The sequence below is a fragment of the Klebsiella electrica genome (assembly GCF_006711645.1).
Classification (GTDB): domain Bacteria; phylum Pseudomonadota; class Gammaproteobacteria; order Enterobacterales; family Enterobacteriaceae; genus Klebsiella; species Klebsiella electrica.
Genome location: NZ_CP041247.1, coordinates 2,812,496 through 2,830,253 on the forward strand (window position 1 = coordinate 2,812,496; position 17,758 = coordinate 2,830,253).

16 protein-coding genes are annotated in these 17,758 nt (G+C 53.5%); 11 read left to right on the forward strand and 5 right to left on the reverse strand.

The annotated features are described in order from the left end of the window. Positions 1–77 precede the first annotated feature (77 nt). Positions 78–1,577 carry an aldehyde dehydrogenase family protein gene (locus Electrica_RS13415; RefSeq protein WP_141964693.1) on the reverse strand — a complete coding sequence of 500 codons (1,500 nt, stop codon included), beginning with the start codon at positions 1,575–1,577 and terminating at the stop codon, positions 78–80. Positions 1,578–1,808: 231 nt separating this feature from the next. Here Electrica_RS13415 and feaR point away from each other — a divergent pair, with 231 nt between their 5' ends. From feaR to Electrica_RS13435, 4 genes are all read left to right on the forward strand, one after another. Continuing rightward, entirely contained in the window at positions 1,809–2,720 is a 912-nt protein-coding gene (feaR, locus tag Electrica_RS13420) for a transcriptional regulator FeaR (RefSeq protein ID WP_167686273.1), read from the forward strand. A 527-nt stretch (positions 2,721–3,247) separates the two neighbouring features. Further along, positions 3,248–3,508 (forward strand): hypothetical protein, encoded by a 261-nt coding sequence (locus Electrica_RS13425; RefSeq protein WP_141964695.1) that lies wholly within the window; start codon positions 3,248–3,250, stop codon positions 3,506–3,508. A 192-nt stretch (positions 3,509–3,700) separates the two neighbouring features. Then, positions 3,701–5,146: a sugar porter family MFS transporter gene (locus tag Electrica_RS13430; RefSeq protein ID WP_100685214.1), complete on the forward strand. Its 1,446-nt coding sequence runs from the start codon at positions 3,701–3,703 to the stop codon at positions 5,144–5,146. Continuing rightward, a complete protein-coding gene (locus Electrica_RS13435; RefSeq protein ID WP_131049785.1) occupies positions 5,136–5,570 on the forward strand; it encodes a PTS sugar transporter subunit IIA in 435 nt (144 codons plus the stop codon). The genes Electrica_RS13430 and Electrica_RS13435 overlap by 11 nt, the downstream gene beginning before the upstream one ends. An 89-nt stretch (positions 5,571–5,659) precedes the next feature. Here Electrica_RS13435 and Electrica_RS13440 read toward each other — a convergent pair whose 3' ends face one another. From Electrica_RS13440 to Electrica_RS13450, 3 genes are read right to left on the reverse strand one after another with little or no spacing between them, the layout of a single operon-like run. Then, positions 5,660–5,983, reverse strand: coding sequence for a YdbL family protein (locus tag Electrica_RS13440; protein WP_131049784.1), 324 nt, complete (start codon positions 5,981–5,983; stop codon positions 5,660–5,662). Between the two features lie 7 nt (positions 5,984–5,990). Next, positions 5,991–6,176 carry a YnbE family lipoprotein gene (locus Electrica_RS13445; RefSeq protein WP_100685181.1) on the reverse strand — a complete coding sequence of 62 codons (186 nt, stop codon included), beginning with the start codon at positions 6,174–6,176 and terminating at the stop codon, positions 5,991–5,993. Continuing rightward, positions 6,173–8,812, reverse strand: a complete 2,640-nt coding sequence (locus tag Electrica_RS13450) for a YdbH family protein (RefSeq protein WP_141964696.1) — start codon at positions 8,810–8,812, stop codon at positions 6,173–6,175. The genes Electrica_RS13445 and Electrica_RS13450 overlap by 4 nt, the downstream gene beginning before the upstream one ends. 212 nt (positions 8,813–9,024) lie before the next feature. Between Electrica_RS13450 and Electrica_RS13455 the strand changes: the two genes are divergently transcribed. The 3 genes from Electrica_RS13455 (at position 9,025) to hslJ (ending at position 11,209) form a co-directional block, all read left to right on the forward strand. Next, positions 9,025–9,525: a DedA family protein gene (locus Electrica_RS13455; protein WP_141964697.1), complete on the forward strand. Its 501-nt coding sequence runs from the start codon at positions 9,025–9,027 to the stop codon at positions 9,523–9,525. A 146-nt stretch (positions 9,526–9,671) separates the two neighbouring features. Then, on the forward strand, positions 9,672–10,661 hold the full coding sequence (locus Electrica_RS13460; RefSeq protein ID WP_100685184.1) for a 2-hydroxyacid dehydrogenase: 990 nt from the start codon (positions 9,672–9,674) through the stop codon (positions 10,659–10,661). A gap of 125 nt (positions 10,662–10,786) precedes the next feature. Further along, a complete protein-coding gene (gene hslJ, locus Electrica_RS13465; RefSeq protein WP_141964698.1) occupies positions 10,787–11,209 on the forward strand; it encodes a heat shock protein HslJ in 423 nt (140 codons plus the stop codon). Here the strand turns inward: hslJ and Electrica_RS13470 are convergent. Continuing rightward, on the reverse strand, positions 11,206–11,472 hold the full coding sequence (locus Electrica_RS13470) for a putative hemolysin (protein ID WP_100685215.1): 267 nt from the start codon (positions 11,470–11,472) through the stop codon (positions 11,206–11,208). The two genes, hslJ and Electrica_RS13470, sit on opposite strands and share 4 nt — an antisense overlap. 311 nt (positions 11,473–11,783) lie before the next feature. Here Electrica_RS13470 and Electrica_RS13475 point away from each other — a divergent pair, with 311 nt between their 5' ends. From Electrica_RS13475 to Electrica_RS13490, 4 genes are all read left to right on the forward strand, one after another. Next, positions 11,784–12,782 carry a LacI family DNA-binding transcriptional regulator gene (locus Electrica_RS13475; protein ID WP_141964699.1) on the forward strand — a complete coding sequence of 333 codons (999 nt, stop codon included), beginning with the start codon at positions 11,784–11,786 and terminating at the stop codon, positions 12,780–12,782. A 45-nt stretch (positions 12,783–12,827) separates the two neighbouring features. Further along, the gene (locus tag Electrica_RS13480; RefSeq protein ID WP_141964700.1) at positions 12,828–14,513 is read left to right on the forward strand and encodes a glycoside hydrolase family 13 protein; all 1,686 of its coding nucleotides are present in this window, start codon (positions 12,828–12,830) and stop codon (positions 14,511–14,513) included. Then, entirely contained in the window at positions 14,500–15,897 is a 1,398-nt protein-coding gene (locus Electrica_RS13485; RefSeq protein ID WP_141964701.1) for a PTS transporter subunit EIIC, read from the forward strand. Before Electrica_RS13480 ends, Electrica_RS13485 begins: the two co-directional genes overlap by 14 nt. Positions 15,898–16,025: 128 nt before the next feature. Then, positions 16,026–17,603: a carbohydrate porin gene (locus Electrica_RS13490; protein WP_141964702.1), complete on the forward strand. Its 1,578-nt coding sequence runs from the start codon at positions 16,026–16,028 to the stop codon at positions 17,601–17,603. Positions 17,604–17,758 lie beyond the last annotated feature (155 nt).

The following is a 17,758-nucleotide window of genomic DNA, read 5'->3' on the forward strand; positions in this document are numbered from 1 at the left end:
CAGAACAGAGTACAAAGAGAAGTGGAGAGCGCCCGACGCCGCGGTTCATTGCCGGGCGTCAGGCGCTGGGGCGGGAATTAATAACGCACGCAGACCGATTTCGTTTCGCACCAGTCGTCGAGCCAGTCGGGGCCAAAGTCGCGCCCGGTTCCGGACTGCTTCATACCGCCAAACGGCAGGTTGGCATCGATAAGCGTATGGCTGTTGACCCACACCGTCCCGGCCTGCAGGCGTTCGGTGTAGCTCAGCGCCTGCGTCAAATCGCTGGTCCAGACGCTGGCGGTCAGACCGAAATCGCTGTCGTTAGCAAGGCGCAGCGCCTCTTCGCCATCGGCGACGCACACCAGATTGACCACCGGCCCAAAGACCTCTTCCCGGTTCAGGCGCAGCCCGGCGTCCGGGTTAATGACCAGCGTTGGCGCAATGTAATAGCCCTGCGGATTCGGACCAACCTGGCCGGAAATCAGCTCCGCATTTTGCTTACGCGCCTCATCGAGATAAGCCGCCACTTTCTCGCAGTGCCCTTTCGATACCACCGGGTTAATCTGGGTCGTTTCCAGCATCCCCGGTCCCACCTGTAGCGATTTCACCGCCTGTTCAAAACCACTCACCAGCTTATCGAACAGCGGGGCTTCAATATAGATACGCGAGCTGGCGGCGCAGACCTGGCCCTGATTGAGGAAGCTGCCGGTCATCAGCCCTTCGATTACCCACTCCGGGTTGGCATCTTTCAGCACAATTGCCGGGTTTTTCCCTCCCAGCTCCAGCGTCACGCGGGTCAGACGGTCGGCGGCCACTCTGGCGATATGCTTACCGGTCGCAGTGGAGCCGGTGAAGCTGACTTTCGCCACCTGCGGATGGGAGGTTAGCGCCGAGCCGCATCCGGTGCCGCTGCCGGTCACAACGTTAAATACCCCGTCCGGGATCCCCGCCTCGCTGGCCAGTTCGGCAACGCGCAGTAGCGTCAGCGGCGTGGTCTCCGACGGCTTAATGACAATAGAGCACCCTGCCGCCAGCGCCGGCATCACTTTCCACATGCCGATCATCAGCGGGAAGTTCCACGGCACGATACCGGCGACAACGCCCACCGGCTCTTTTCGGGTCCATGCCTGATAGCGCGCTCCCGGCGGGAACGGAATCGACACATCGAGCGTGCGCCCGCTGATTTTGGTCGTCAGCCCGGCGGTATAACGCATCCAGTTCAGCGTACAGCCCACTTCAAATGCGCGAGAAATCTGGATGGATTTCCCCTGCTCCAGGGTTTCCAGCTGCGCCAGCTCTTCGCCATGCTGTTCGACCAGATCGGCAAAACGCAGCAGGATGCGCTCACGCTCAGCCGGCGTGCGCCCCGCCCAGCTGCGGGCGACAAAGGCGCGCCAGGCCGACATCACCGCGCGATCGACATCGGCCGCGTTAGCATCCGCCGTGCTGGCGATGGCCTGCCCGGTTGCCGGGTTCCAGACGGTCAGGCGCTGTTCGCTCTGCGAGGCCTGCTGGTGACCGTCGATATATAAACCATGCTGTCTGTCTAAAAACTGTTGAACGCTGGCAAGCAGCGCTACCTGTGCTGTGGACATATCGCCTCCCTATTGCTCACGGATCGTGAATTCAGTCTACGACGCGGCTGACGATCGCGCTTTTTTCTCTGTGACATTCGTTTGTGCCGCTGTGACAGCCGCCGCAATTCAACATATTGCGGCGGCAGAAATGTGCCTCAGGTAATAGTTCTTTCATATACCCGGCGCCTCGCTCTTGCCTGCAGCCGTTAAAATGCAACAATACAAAAACATTATGTTTACATGAGACAGATTATGGCGACGGCGGAGTACGGACAGGACTACCAGCGCTGGTTGGCAAAAATCAATCAGGTCTGCGGCCATTTTGCCGCTCGTCCGCTGGAAGGTCGCTTTCACGGGGAGATTGACGCCAGCTATGCGGGCACTCTCAAAGTCAGCACCGTCACCGCCAGCAGCGTCAATCTGTTCCGCACCCGCAACGAAATTAAGCGCAGCAATGACGACTGGTTTTATACCGTCTTCCAGCTCTCCGGCCAGGCGGTCATCGAGCAGGACGATCGCCAGGTGGTCCTTGACGCCGGCGACATCACCCTGATTGATGCATCGCGCCCCTGCTCTCTTTTCTGGCAGCAGACCTCGCGCCAGGCCTCCCTGCTGCTCCCTCGTCAGTTGCTTGAACAACAGCTGCGCGGCAGTGAGATAAGCATCGCCACGCGGCTGGAAAAATCGCTGCCGATGGTCCAGCTCAGCCAACGGCTGTTGCAGGAAAGTATGTGCAGCCCGGGGCTGTCGGAAAGTGAGAGTGCCGCGGCGCTGGAGGCCATCGTCTGTCTGCTGCGACCGATGCTGCATCATCACGACGCCCAACCGTCACGCAGGGAGAAGCAGTTTCAGAAGATTATGGATTTAATTGATGAGTCGATACAGGCGGAACATCTGCGCCCGGAATGGCTGGCCAGCGAGACCGGGATGTCGGTTCGCAGCCTGTACCGGCTGTTTGCCGATAAGGGTCTGGTGGTCGCACAATATATTAAGAACCGGCGTCTCGATCTCTGCGCGCAGGCGCTGCACAATGCCCGCGATGACGAAAAGCTGGCAGGAATTGGCTATAGCTGGGGATTCAGCGACCACAGCCACTTCTCTACCGCCTTCAAACAGCGTTTTGGCGTGTCGCCTGGAGAATATCGCAAGCGCTGCCGCTGACATTTATACGGCAATGGACCGGAAACCCGCCATAGCCTGCCCCTCGCTGCTGACGGCGATACCCCCGCTGTGACCGCAGCTCAATTAGCTCAAGCCGCTTTATCCGCTGCTGGCCCCGCCTCTGGCGTTCCCGAGGCCTCATCCCACGTATTCCCCTCTGTTCCCGCATGGCCGAGCCCTTGCCCTAAAAAACAAAAGTGTATAAAAAATATAAAATGGAATTTTAATTTCATTAACAAGCGCATGGGTTTAAAAGCGTGACTCGTATCAAAAATTTAACTTTTAATTCAATAGCTTATTTTTGAAAAATCCGCAAACGCCATCAACAATTATCATTGTAAATCAATCATATCCTTTTATCTCAAAAATCAAAATCCGGCGCCTTCCGAATCAATTAAAATGAAATGAAATTTCCAGTTTGTGATCTATTTGTGATTTTATTTCATTATCAACTGTCATAGTAGCCTTCGATAAACGCAATCTGTCCACTCTCGGCGGTACGCAAACCCGCAAGCACGGAGGAGACCATGAAGGAAACAGAAAGAAGATTTATCACCCCGGACGCCAGGATACGCGGTCATGCCAGTGACCACGTTGCGGCCGCGGCGGTTGCGCCACAGCAACGAGCTGGCGATGAAAAACAACGGGGCGGCACGCTACCCCGTACCGCAGGTTGGCTTCTCTCGCTTCTTGCGCGAGGCGCAAACCCGGTGTCGGATTCGCCCAGCCCGCTCGATGCAAAAGTGCTGTCGGCTAACCGTGTGAATATCGACAGCCTGCATCACTGATGCCACACACCACCCAGAGACACTGATAACACACCGTCAATCAAAAACACGCCTCATCGCCCGTTGCTCCTCAGCCTATGGCGATGAAGACGAATAATCGCACCACCCGTCTCGTTTCCCACCGTAAAGCGGTCACCGTGGCGAAGAGAAACGGCATAACCGGTGCTGTTAATGAAAATAAAAGGTATGAAAATGTCAGCTATCATGAAACTGAACGTACAGCAAAGAAAGCGGCTTCACCAAATAACGCTCGTGGCAACATTTGGCGGCCTGCTTTTCGGCTATGACACCGGGGTTATTAATGGTGCATTTTCTTCACTGAAACAATATATGAGCCTGACGCCGACCACCGAAGGTCTGGTGATGAGCGTATTACTGGTGGGCGCGGCTATTGGCAGCGTTTTTGGCGGTACCCTCGCCGACTATTTTGGCAGACGAAAATATCTGCTTTGCCTGTCATTTATTTTCCTTGTCGGGGCATTAATGTCGGCCCTCGCGCCGGATATTACCGTATTACTGATATCCCGTTTTCTGCTCGGGTATGCCGTGGGCGGCGCTTCCGTTACGGCGCCGACCTTTATTTCTGAAGTCGCGCCCACTGAAATGCGCGGTAAACTCACGGGGCTAAATGAGGTCGCCATTGTTATCGGGCAGCTTGCCGCATTTGCCATCAACGCCGTGATTGGCATCCTCTGGGGACATCTCCCCGACGTCTGGCGATATATGTTAATGGTCCAGGCCATCCCGGCCATCTGTTTATTTGTCGGAATGTTGCGTTCTCCGGAAAGTCCGCGCTGGCTGGTCAGCAAAAACCGTCATCAGGAAGCGCTGGAAGTCTTAAAACAGATTCGCTCGCCGGAACGCGCAGCGCAAGAATTCGCCGATATATCCACCCTTATCAAAGTTGAAGCCGATCGTAAATTCAGTACACAAAGCGCATTTGTCACCATTCTCAGTACGCCGTGGATTTTTAAATTACTGCTGGTGGGCATCATTTGGGCCGCGTTGCAACAGACCACCGGGGTCAATGTCATTATGTACTATGGCACCGAGATCCTCAGTACCGCCGGGTTCTCAGAAAGAACCTCTTTAATATGCAATGTGCTCAACGGCGTCTTCTCCGTGGGCGGAATGCTGGTTGGGGTCTTTTTCCTTGTTGATCGCTTTAAACGCAAAACCATCATTATTTACGGCTTTGCGATTATGGCGACGCTGCACCTGATTATTGCCGGTGTCGATTACACGCTGGTTGGCGATGTCAAAGCGACGGCCATCTGGCTGCTTGGCGCGATGTTTGTCGGGGTCATGCAAGGGACGATGGGCTTTATTACCTGGGTGGTGTTGGCCGAACTGTTCCCGCTGAAATTCCGCGGCCTGTCGATGGGTATTTCAGTGTTTTTCATGTGGATCATGAATGCCATTGTCAGCTACCTGTTTCCGCTGCTCCAGGCCAAACTCGGCCTTGGCCCGGTATTCCTGATTTTTGCGGCCATTAACTATATGGCAATTATCTTTGTGGTCACGGCGCTCCCGGAAACCTCGAACAAATCGCTGGAGCAATTAGAAGCAGAGTTATCGTCTACTAAATATGATACGCGGGTGAATAACGGCGCGGAGGTCGCTCACAATGATCGCTAATATTACGCAAGAAAACCTTCACCTTGGCTACAAGGCAAAAAATAAGGCTGAAGTCCTCGCCCTGCTCGGCGCGGAATGTAAACAGAAAGGCTACGTCAGCGCAGACTGCGTCGCTTTTCTTGATGAAAGGGAGCGTCAGGTTTCCACCTTTTTAGGCAATGGCATTACCCTTCCGCACCTGCCGAAATCCGCGACCCATATCATCCTCAAAACCGGAATAGAGATATTTCAGTTCCCGGACGGGGTCATCTGGGACAGAAGCAACGTCATGTTTATCGCTATTGGCGTGATTGCCAGAGAGAAGGAACATATTGATGTTCTGAAGGACATCGCCTCTATTTTCAGTGATGAAATCATTGCCAATGCGCTGTCATTGATCTCCAGTAAGCAGGACTTTCTGACGATTCTACAACAACACCGCTAGCCTTCCATTATGGCCATCCGGCCTCGCCGCCGCTGATGAAAGGGCATCTCATCAGCGGCCGCTTCTGCCAGGCAAAAGCGGCGGGCGCGCTATTTCCGCAGCCATTTGCCGTTCAGTCCCTGAACATACTCGCCGGGTTGCGCCCGGGAGACCAGTTTTTGCCCGGCCATTTTCGCCACCTCATCAACCGGCAGGTTATTATCATCCGCCAACTGCTGATAGCTTTCACTTCTGGCCGCATTGATCTGTTTGACCAGATCCCGCGTTTCCTTGTCCTGACGCAGCGGCGCCAGGTAGCCATTCAGCGTTTCACCGACCCGCCCTTGTTGCCGCGCCTCACCCAGCGTCAGCGCCAGCGCCGATGAACTGAGAAGGCCCAGCGCCAACGCCGCCGTTAACAGTCGTTTTCTCATCGCCACCTCAGAATAGATCGCTACGCGACTTCAGTAACTGTTCGACATCCTTATCCACTTTGATATGAATCTCATGCTCGATTTTGACATTCATATTGATGGTGATCGGCTCTTTTGACGCCGCGATTTCAATGCGCGGCGTACAGCCCGCCAGCAGCATGGTCATCAGCACCGGCGTTAGCAATTTCATCATTGTTGTTCCTTACACTTTTTACTGTCCGTACAGCTGCGCACGGGGAGCACGGCATTTTGCTCAAACCATGCCTGTAAATTGTCGCCAAAACGTAAACTGCGCCACAGGTCAAAAATATTCTCTTGATGAGAATAGTTTAAATGCACCGTATTACTCTGCTCCCCGACGCGGCTGGTTCCGCTGATGGTCGCCTTCAGCGTCAGCATGCCCAGATTATCGAGATCGATGCGCGTCCATGAGCGGGAGATCTCCATATAGCGCAGCCAGTTAATCGCCGCCCCGGCGGAAATATTGTCGTTAACCATCGCATCCGCCATATCCTTATCAAGACGTAAGGTCATCGGCCCCGGGTTACCCAGCCAGCCGTCTTTAATGATCCATTTGTCATTGTTCAGCCACAGCGGCAGCGCGCCGTTAAAGGCGCCGGACATGGCAAACTGCTTGATATTTATCGCGCTCACCAGTTCGCTGCTGGAGATGTGCTGTAAACGCAGTAGCGCCGGGTCATGCTGCGGCATCCGCAGCTGCTGCATGGTCACCTTACCCCCGAGAATATCCACGCTGACGTTACTCAGTTGCAGCGGTTCGCTCTCGCTCCAGGGCCAGGAGCCCTGCAGATCCGCCGAGAGGTTTTTCGCCGTCACCTGGTTGACGACTTCGCCGATACGCAGCGATACCGGACGCCGGGTCCCCAGTTGCCAGGTCCCCTGACTAAAGCGGAAAGGCAGAACAAAATCTACGCCATTAATCTGATTATCAGGCATCCAGGCGCTGCCGCCTTTTAAGACGCCGTGGCCACCGGCTTCAAATCCCTGGTCTGCCGCCGCGGAGAAGGCCACCTGCGCATACAACATGCCTTCGCGCAGGTTCATTTTCCAGTCTGGCGGCACCAGCGGCTGAAACACGGTTAACGACTGTTTCGGCCACCAGGCCTGGCCCCGCAGACGTTCGCCGTCCCAACGCCCGGTGACCCGCACGGGACCTATCTTATTGGCATGGAGCGCCCCGTTGAACTGAAACCAGGTGGGATCCCGTCCATCTATCTTGAACTTTAAGGTCGAGGGAGGCAGTTCGCTGCCGCTGCTAAAGCTGGTTTTACCCGCATCCAGCGACAGCGTGCCGGTCAGTTTCGGGTGCTGCTCGCCGCGCAGCCAGTGAACCGGTTCGTCTAAGGTTAACCGCGGCGTGCTGACCAGCATCGTGCCGTACTGCAGTTTATCGAAGCCCGTCGACAGGCTGTTCAGCACTATCGAATTGTCTACCCACGCCCCGGCCCCTTTGACGTCCCACTTCGCCTGCATCGGCGTAAAGCGGCCCTCGCCCCAGTAGCGCCACTGCCAGCGGCCGCTGTCGGGCATAAAGTTGTCGGCCTGGCCGTCAAGGTGCAGCGTGAAGTCGCCCATTTGCTGTTCGTGAGCGCGCAAAATGGCCTGCAGACGGCCGTCGATGCCCTGCTGAGTGACCTTCACCCCGGCTAACGGCAGGCGGACTTCATCAATATTGAGCGTGTCAATGACCCGACCACGGGAGCGCAGCAGCGCGCCGGGATGGAACGCCAGTATAGGCGCGGTCAGCGGCCCGCTCAGGTTCGCCGGCAGCCCGGCATAGACAATCAGATCGCCAAGCTTGACCTCGCCGGTTAACTGCAACGGCATGTCGCTGTTGTCCATGCTCAGTTTGCCAGGACCTAGCGTCAGCACAGCGTTGCCCTTCCCGGCGTCGCCGTGGGTGAGAACATTGAGACGACCGCTGACCCGCATCTGCTCGGTGCCCTGTTGCCAGTTGCCAACCGACAAGGCCACCCGGCCGCTCAGCGGATACCCGGCATACTCGGTGCTCCAGCGGCCATCGCTGATGGCAATACGATCCGGGGTGATTTCCCAGGGCAAATCGAGCATCGGCTGCACATCGCCGCGCGGCGTAACCAGCAACTGTCCACGGTTTTTCTGCCACTCCAGCTCCGCATCAACCAGCCCTGCCGTCTGCGGAAATTCGAGCGTGGCGATCAGATGACCATCCACCGGCAAACCGTCCGGCACCAGCGGCATATGAAACTCGCCCACCAGCTTCACCGGTGCCTGTCCCTCGATCAGCTGCGCGGAAAAGTCGCTCACCGTCAGCGCCTGTCCACGCAGGCGCGCCTGCAGCGTCAGCTCTTTACCGCTGTAGCCGATATCCTGCTGCTGCGGAGTCAATGACATCGCCAGCCGTCCCTGCCACTTTTCCCACGGCGAGAGACGCAGGTTCTCAATTGTCAACCAGCTATAGGGAAGCATGGACTGCCATTCCGCCAGCGTGCGCGGCGCGCCGGATGCCGGTTCGCTTTCAGGCAGCTTGCTCAGGCAGGCGCTGTTGATATCAAGTTCGTCAACCTGCAACCGCCAGCGGCTGGGATGGGAGAGCCGGGCGTTGGTTATCCGGGCCAGCTCGCAGTCGCCGACCAGATAGCGTAAATCGGGAATGCGCAGCGCAGAACGCGTCAGGCGCGGACTGTCATGCAGCGCAATACGAGTTCCCTCAGGCAGCCAGATCCCTGCCAGGGTAGGAACCCAATGGGTAAGCGTCGACAACAAGGCCAACGGTAGCAGAATCAATGCTAAGAATAGCGCGATGGCGGCTTTATATTTACCCCTCATGGGCAGTTAATATCCTGATTCAACAAAAGTAAAAGCCGAAAGTAGCGCGTATTGTGGCACGTTCGACCAGCGAGTTAAAGTTTCTATCCAGCCTAAGAATAGTTGCTGAGACATCATCGTTATGGTGAATTTTTGCCATTCGCTTATTTAACCACCATTTAGCCAGCGCCTGTCACACTCGCTGGAATCGTTCAAACAAGTGGGTGGACCTCGTGGAGTTTTTTGTTTCGCTTATTGACTATGCCCAACGCCACTATTCCTTCCTGCTGCTGCTGGTCTTCCTGCTGACCTTCAGCAAATCCTGTGCGCTGATTTCCCTGCTGGTGCCGGGCACTTCCGGACTATTGCTGCTCGGCCCGCTCGCCTCCGCCAGCCTGAATCACTTCTTATTTATGTGGCTCAGCGCCAGTCTGGGGGCAATCGGCGGATTCTGGATCTCCTGGTGGCTGGGACGACACCATCAGTATCGGCTGCTACAGCTTCGCTGGTTGCGCGGCGAACGGCTGGCGCGTAGTCTGGCTTTTCTTCATCGCCACGGCGCATGGGCGGTGTTTTTCGGGCGTTTTCTCTCACCGCTGCGCGCCATACTCCCCCTGGCCAGCGGCGTCAGCGGCACTCCGTTCTGGCATTTTCAGTTGGCCAATGTCAGCTCGGGATTCCTCTGGCCACTGCTCCTGCTGGCTCCCGGCGCCTTCAGCTTCAGTTTTTGGTAAAATACATTGTGTTTTAAAGAGATACCTCAATTCAGCGATATGCTCTAGAATTAAGGTTATATCCGCCAGGTTAAACTAATTTTTAAGATTTGTACGAATATTTTAAATATGCTACCGTGACGGTATAATCACTGGAGAAAAGTCTTATGAAAATCGCTGTGTATAGTACAAAGCAGTACGATAAAAAGTACCTTCAGCATGTTAATAATACATATGGCTTTGAACTCGAATTTTTCGACTTCCTGTTAACCGGGAAAACCGCGAAAACGGCAAACGGTTGTGAAGCCGTGTGCATATTTGTCAACGATGACGGAAGCCGTCCGGTACTGGAAGAGCTGAAAGCCTATGGCGTGAAATACATCGCCCTGCGCTGCGCCGGGTTTAACAACGTCGATCTGGATGCGGCCAAAGAGCTGGGTCTGCGCGTTGTCCGCGTTCCCGCCTATTCGCCGGAAGCGGTCGCTGAACATGCCGTCGGTATGATGATGTCGTTGAACCGCCGCATCCACCGCGCCTACCAGCGTACCCGCGATGCTAACTTCTCGCTGGAAGGCTTAACCGGCTTTACCATGCACGGTAAAACCGCCGGGGTGATCGGGACCGGCAAAATCGGCGTTGCCACGCTGCGTATTCTGAAAGGGTTTGGCATGCGCCTGCTGGCGTTCGATCCCTACCCAAGCGCCGCAGCGCTGGATCTTGGCGTCGAGTATGTCGATTTGCCGACGCTGTATGCGCAGTCCGATGTTATCTCCCTGCACTGTCCGCTGACGGAAGAGAACTACCATCTGCTGAATCATGCGGCGTTTGAGCAAATGAAAAACGGCGTGATGGTGATCAACACCAGTCGCGGGGCGCTGATTGATTCTCAGGCGGCTATCGATGCGCTGAAACACCAGAAAATCGGCGCACTGGGCATGGACGTGTATGAGAACGAGCGCGATCTGTTCTTCGAAGACAAGTCCAATGACGTGATTCAGGATGACGTTTTCCGTCGCCTCTCTGCCTGTCATAACGTGTTGTTCACCGGGCATCAGGCTTTCCTCACCGCCGAAGCGCTGATCAGCATTTCACAAACCACCCTTGATAACCTGCGCCAGGTCGATGCTGGCGAAACCTGCCCGAACGCGCTGGTCTGAAAATCCTTCCCCTTTTGTGCCCTCCTTCCACGGGGGGCACATTCAGATAACCCCGACAGAAATTGCCCGCAGTAAAGTTAAACTGTGCTCATTCGATAGATATGATCAATGTTTCTGGAGGAAAAATGAACAAGTTTGCTGCACTGCTGGCGGCAGGAATGCTGTTATCTGGCTGCGTCTACAACAGCAAGGTCTCCACCGGCGCGGAGCAACTTCAGCACCATCGTTTCGTCCTGACCAGCGTCAATGGCCAGGCGCTAAAGGCGGGAACCAAACCGCTGGCGCTGAGTTTTGGCGAAGATATGTATGTTTCAGGCAACATGTGCAACGGCTTTAGCGGGAAAGGTAAAATCAGCGACGGCGAGCTGAAGGTCAAAACGCTGGTGATGACTGGTCAGCTGTGCGCCGATTCCCGGCAGAATACGCTGGACAGTACGCTGAGCAAAATGCTGCGCGATGGCGCACAGGTCGACCTGACGGAACATCAGCTGACGCTGGCCACCGCCGATCAGACCCTGGTCTATACCCTCGCCGACCTGGTCAGCTAGTAGTTGCCGCAGCTTCCACCCGCTAACGCCTGCTCGCTGCAGCGCTTGCCGTTAGGTAACGCGCACATGCCGATTGTCGAACCGTCAAGCTGTCGTGCCACGGACAATGAGCCGCCAATCATCGCGCAGTTCGCCTGCCCTGAGCTGCTCATCGCGGCACGCATTCCCGGTGACACGTGTGCCGCCGTCGCCTGTTGAACCGGTTCGCTACTACAGGCCGACAATAATAACGCGGCACACCCTACTAAAAACGCAGCTCGCATCGTCTCTCCCCTCAGAAACTTCCCAAAATAAACAAACCCCAGAATAATAGGCAGCGCAGCGCCTGACGTCGAGAGGCGAAATACGTATTTATGCGCCTCATTAACATTTCTTAGCAAATTTTCCGCCCAAATGTTGATCTTGTCAGGGGGCGAGTGCGTTTGCGGAAAACGCGGCGAAGATGAGCGGCTATCGCGACAAGCGGCCGCTCGCATTTTGTTGTGAAGCCGATCATGTTTTAAAAAAAGGTTGTTGACTTAATCACCTGCTGAAAATAGCTTACAACACTATGATAACGATTTCATAGACTGATATGGCAACGATAAAAGACGTAGCAGAAAAAGCGGGACTCTCGGTGACGACGGTCTCACGCTTCCTGAATAATCATCCTTATATCTCCGATGATAAAAAAGAGAAGATTCTGGCGGCAATGAAGGCGTTGGATTACGAGCCAAGCACCGTTGCCCAGCAGATGCGCGGGGTAAAAACATACCGTATCGGCGTGCTTATCTCGCGGATCACCAACCCGTTTTTCGCAAGCCTGGTCGACGCGCTGGAGGTCACCGCGCGTAAAAATGGCTATTCGGTACTGATCGTGCAAAACCACGACAGCGCGGGTGAAGAAAAGAATTGCCTCGATCTGCTGAAGAAGAAAATTATCGATGGCCTTATTTTATGCGCCGTCGAAAACGATAAAAATGTGCTGGAAAAATATCAGCAATATGGTCCGATTCTGCTGTGTAATACCAGCGTTGATAATATCAGCCTGCCGGTAGTAAAAGTTGACGACCGCCAGGCGACCTATAACGCCGTGATGTACCTGATTAACAAAGGTTATAAAAAAATCGCCTACTCCACCGGCGGCGCGTTTCAACAAAAAGGTCACGGCAGCAGAAGAAATAACGGCTTTAGTGAAGCCATGCAGGCGGGCAAGCTGGCTATTGATCCCGCGCTGATTTTCCGCCAGATGCATACCTATAAAGACGGGCAGCGTCTTGCCGATAACATTATGCAGATGGATATCGATAAACGTCCCGATGCCATCTTTGCCGGCAGTGACGAGGTGGCGTGCGGTTTAATTGCCAATCTGACCGCCAGGGGTATTAAGGTTCCGACCGATCTTGCGGTAATGGGTTTCGATAATTTACCGGTCGCGGAAATGATTAACGTCCCTCTCACCACCGTCAGCCAGCCTGTGGAGCAACTGGGGCGAATTTCGATTGAGCGTCTGCTTTCGCTCATTAACGGCACACGGTATCAGTACGATGAAAAAGATCTGCAATCTGAATTGATTATCAGAGCGTCCGCTTAATTTTTTTATCTCAATATGGTATCGATTTCATATCAAGGAGAAGTTATGAATATTCCCCGGCAATCCGCATGGTGGAAGGAATCTGTCATCTATCAGATCTATCCAAAGAGTTTTTATGACAGCAACAATGATGGGGTCGGCGACATTCGCGGCATCATCGAGAAACTGCCTTATCTCAAGACGTTAGGTATCACTGTGATTTGGGTATCACCGTTCTATCGCTCGCCGATGGCGGATAACGGATACGATATTGCCGATTATTTTGCTGTGAACCCTGACTTTGGCAGCATGCAGGATGTCGATGAACTGATCGCCCGGTCGGGAGAAATGGGCATAAAAGTGATGATTGATCTGGTCGTCAATCATACCAGCGACGAGCACGCCTGGTTTCAGCAGGCGCTGGCGGATCCTGAGTCCCCCTATCGCGACTATTACATCTTTAAACCCGAAGTTAACGGCGCGCCGCCGAATAACTGGCGTTCCATTTTTGGCGGTAGCGCGTGGGAAAAAGTCCCCGGCGAAGCGATGTACTACCTTCATGTGTTCCATAAAAAGCAACCTGACCTGAACTGGGAAAATCCGGCATTACGTGAAAATATCTATGCAATGATTAACTGGTGGCTGAATAAAGGGATCGCGGGTTTTCGCATCGATGCAATCACCTTTATCAAAAAGGACCAGGATTTCGGCTCTCTTCCGGCGGATGGTATCGATGGCCTCGTCTCCATCAAAAATAAAGCCCGTAACAGACCGGGAATTGAGATTTTCCTGAACGAGCTAAAAGAAAAAACCTTCAGAAAATATCATTGCGTAACCGTTGGGGAAGCGCCTGGCGTGCCGCTGGATGAGTACGAGCGCTTTATCGGGCCCGAAGGATATTTCGACATGATCTTTGATTTTCATGCCGCCGATATCGACGTGGAAAATGGTTCTGAATGGTTCCGGCAATGCGACTGGGGTGTCAAAGAGTTCAGAGAAACCCTGTTTGCCAGTCAGCTTGCGTTTATCCGCGCGGGATGGGGCACCTCGTTTATCGAAAATCATGACCAGCCTCGCGCGCTCTCTAAGCTGGTCAAGGACGTTAACTACCAGAACGACACCGGCGCCACGGCGCTGGCGGCGATGTACTTTTTTATGCACGGCACGCCTTTTATCTATCAGGGGCAGGAGCTGGGGATGAAAAACTTCAGCCGCAGCGATATTAGCGAGTTTGATGATATTTCCAGCCTCGATAACTACTCTCGTTCGCTGGCGGAAGGTTTTAGTGCAGATGAGGCAATGGCGTTTATTAACCGACGTTCGAGAGATAATGCGCGCACGCCATTTCCGTGGTCCAACGGCAGCAACGGTGGGTTTAACCAAGGGGCTAAACCGTGGCTGGCGTTTACATCCGACGATTTTTCGCTGAATGCGCAAGAGCAGATCTCGCGGGAAAACTCCGTTTTTTCGTTTTATCAGCGCATGATTGCCTTGAGAAATATCGCGTTTCCCGAGACGCTTATTTATGGCCAGTTTACGCCGCTGAACAACGTTGCCGATGACATTATCGCTTATGAGCGATGTTCCGCCGACGCGCGTATTCTGTGCATCACTAATCTGAGCAGCAAAGCGCAGCCGTTTGCCTTACCTGACGGCGAAATTTTACTCAGCAATAACGACAATATGACTTCTCCGTTGCAACCCTACCAGACCCTTCTCATTAAGGTACATGCTAAAAATGAGCAAATATAAAAATATCGCTGTTGATATCGTCAATACAATTGGCAAGGATAACATCGCTTCGGCGACCCACTGTGCGACACGTTTGCGCTTACAGGTAAAGGATCGCCAGAGTATTGATGATGAAAAAATACGTAATATTAGTGAAGTGAAAGGTGTCTTTTACCATTCCGGCCAGTATCAGATCATTCTGGGTACCGGCATCGTCAATAAAGTTTATCAGGCATTTATGGCCGAATTTCAGGTGGCGGAGGTCAGTAAAGACGAAATGACCCGACAGGACGCCGGGAGACTACAGCGAGGGATCAGAAACCTTTCTGACGTCTTTGTTCCCATCGTGCCGATACTGGGTGCCACCGGGCTGTTTCTGGGGCTGAAAGGGGTCATGTTTAATGATACCGTGCTGTCTCTTTTTGGCAGTAGCGTGCAGGATATTCCCGTTTATCTCAAGACCCTGACGACCGTACTGTGCGACACCGCTTTTGCTTTTCTCGCCGCATTTATTTGTTGGTCGGCCTTCAAGAAATTTGGCGGCACGCCGATTATCGGCTTTCTCATTGGCCTGATGCTGGTCTCTCCGTCACTCCCCAATGCCTATGACGTGGCGTATGGACATGCCTCGCCGATTTACGTATTGGGTTTTATCCCGCTGGTTGGCTATCAGGGTTCCATTCTCACTGCGCTGATTACCGGTATTATCGGGGCAAAGCTTGAAATCTATTTTCGCCGAATCATGCCAAACGCCATGGATCTGATATTCACTCCGTTCATCGTGATCCTGATTGCTATTGCGATAGCGCTATTCATTTTAGGTCCGCTGGTACACGGGTTTGAACATTATGCGGTGATGGCAATTGAGCAATTCCTTGCCCTGCCCGCCGGAATTGGCGGTCTGTTGATCGGGTTTATTTATCCCATCGCGGTCATGACCGGCATGCATCATATGTTCATTATGATTGAAACATCCCTGATTGCCGGGACCGGCTTTAATCCGCTGATCACCGTTTGCGCCATGTATGGTTTTGCTAATGCCGCCGTGTGCCTGGCGATTTCGTTGAAATCAAAAAATACGGCCTTTAAAACCGCCGGGATCTCGGCCACGGTAACGCAGCTACTGGGGGTGTCTGAGCCAGCGCTGTTCGGTATTGTCATGCAGTCAGGTATCCGCGCGATTGCTGTCATGCTCACCAGTTCAGCATTAGGCGGAATGATACTCTCTCTTTTATCAATCAAAGCTAACTCGTATGGACTGGCGGTACTGCTCTCGCCGCTGATGTATATATACGATAGCTATCAATTCGTGAGCTATATCATCGTGGGTATTGCGGTATTTATCTTTGCATTTATTACCGCCACGCTCTTCGTCAATACAAATAATCCGGTCGCGAAAAAATGAGATAAATAAACCGCGATATATTTAATGTCCTGACTCGTCAACTTAAATAGCTCCACTTTTTAATGGCACCTTCCCCGTGCGCCAGGCGCCCTTGCGCCTTGAATACGGGGAATCCGTACAGGTTATTAATGATGAAAATTTATGCCCTTACCCTTTGCGCGCTGACGTTGCCACTCGCTGCACACAGCGCCGATATGACGCTTAAAGAAATCAGTGCCCGGCTGGAAAAACTAGAAACGGAATTAAAACTGTCGAAAATACAGTTACAGCACGCCGAACAGAAAATTGATAATGCAGAAAAAAGAGCGGCTGCCGCTGAGCATAATGCGATGCTAAGCCGCCAGCAGTTGCAGGCCGTTGAACAAGCAACGCCGGCGGATCGGGTATTAAGCAAAAACCCGACCGTCAATACGCCGCCGAATGGTGGCGATAATCACGAGATTAAAATCGGCGGCTATGCGCGCAGCGGCATTTTGACCGGGCGACAAGGAACCACCAGTACCATTGGCCCTTCGCTGACGCCAGCCGGCAGCACCGGCGGTAGCGTCGGGCGTCTGGGTAATGAATCGGATACCTATGTCACCGCCGACATTAACTATATACGTCAGTACGATAATAACGCCCGGCTGCGCTATTACATGAAAATCGCCGAATGGGATAAAACCTATAACACCGACAGCGCCTTTAACGGCCAGATGAATTTACGTCAGGCCTTTGCTGAAATGAGCGATCTCCCCTCGTTCACCGGCGCATTTACGCACGCCACCCTCTGGGCAGGAAAACGAGAAGACCGCGATAATTTTGATATTCACTGGCTGGACTCCGATATGATGAATTTGATCGGTACTGGCGCCGGTATTTATGATGTTAATTTCTGGGGGGATGTAAAAACCAATTTTTCGGTCTACGGACGTAATTTTAATGATATTGATAGCATGGAAAATGTTGAATATAACAACATGACCGGGGCTACCAATACCTATATCCAGAACTATACCTTCTCTGTCAATAACAAATCAGGCCCGTGGCAGTGGATGGTTAACGGTCTTTACTCCAAAGACAACGACAAGCGCATTAATGACGGACTGGCATCCGATAAAGCGGCAGCGCAGGGTTTCAATACGATGCTGGCGTATCACGGCGACAGTTTTTACGGGTTACGTCCCGGCCTGTCTAAAACGGTGCTGCTCTATGGTCAGTCGCTCGGCGCGGAGGTCCGGGGGCCAGGGTCAGATGGCTACCTCATTGATAACGCCTGGACCCTGAAATTTGCCTCCTATGGCATCACCAGCCTGACCGACCGGCTGAGTCTGGCGCCGCTCATCGTTGCCCAAAGCAGCAACAACCGCTATCTGGATTCGGATCATTACGACTGGTTAACCCTGAACGCCCGCCTTATTCAGGAGATGAATCAAAACTTCGCGCTGCAGTATGAGGCCAGCTATCAGTATATGGATATCGACCCGAAAGGGTTTAACGGCAACCGGCCGGTCAGCGGCAGCTATTACAAACTGACCTTTGCTCCCACCTTCAAAATGCACAATGTGACTGACTTTTTTGAGCGCCCGGAAATTCGCTTTTTCGCCACCTGGATGAACTGGGACAAATCGCTGGATAACTACTCCACCAGCGATACCTTTGGCAGCGCAGGCTACCACAGCGGGGGGACCTTAGTTTTCGGCGCGCAGCTTGAAACCTGGTTTTAAGCCCATCCCAGCGCCGCCTTTAGCGTTTGCCAAAGGGGCGCTGTCGTCATAACGCCACCGCGGCTGCGGCTAAATAATCCGTGCAATATCATGGCGATTTATCCGCAGCCCGGCCCGCAACACCAGAAATCGTGGATCAATTTGTGCACTTGAAA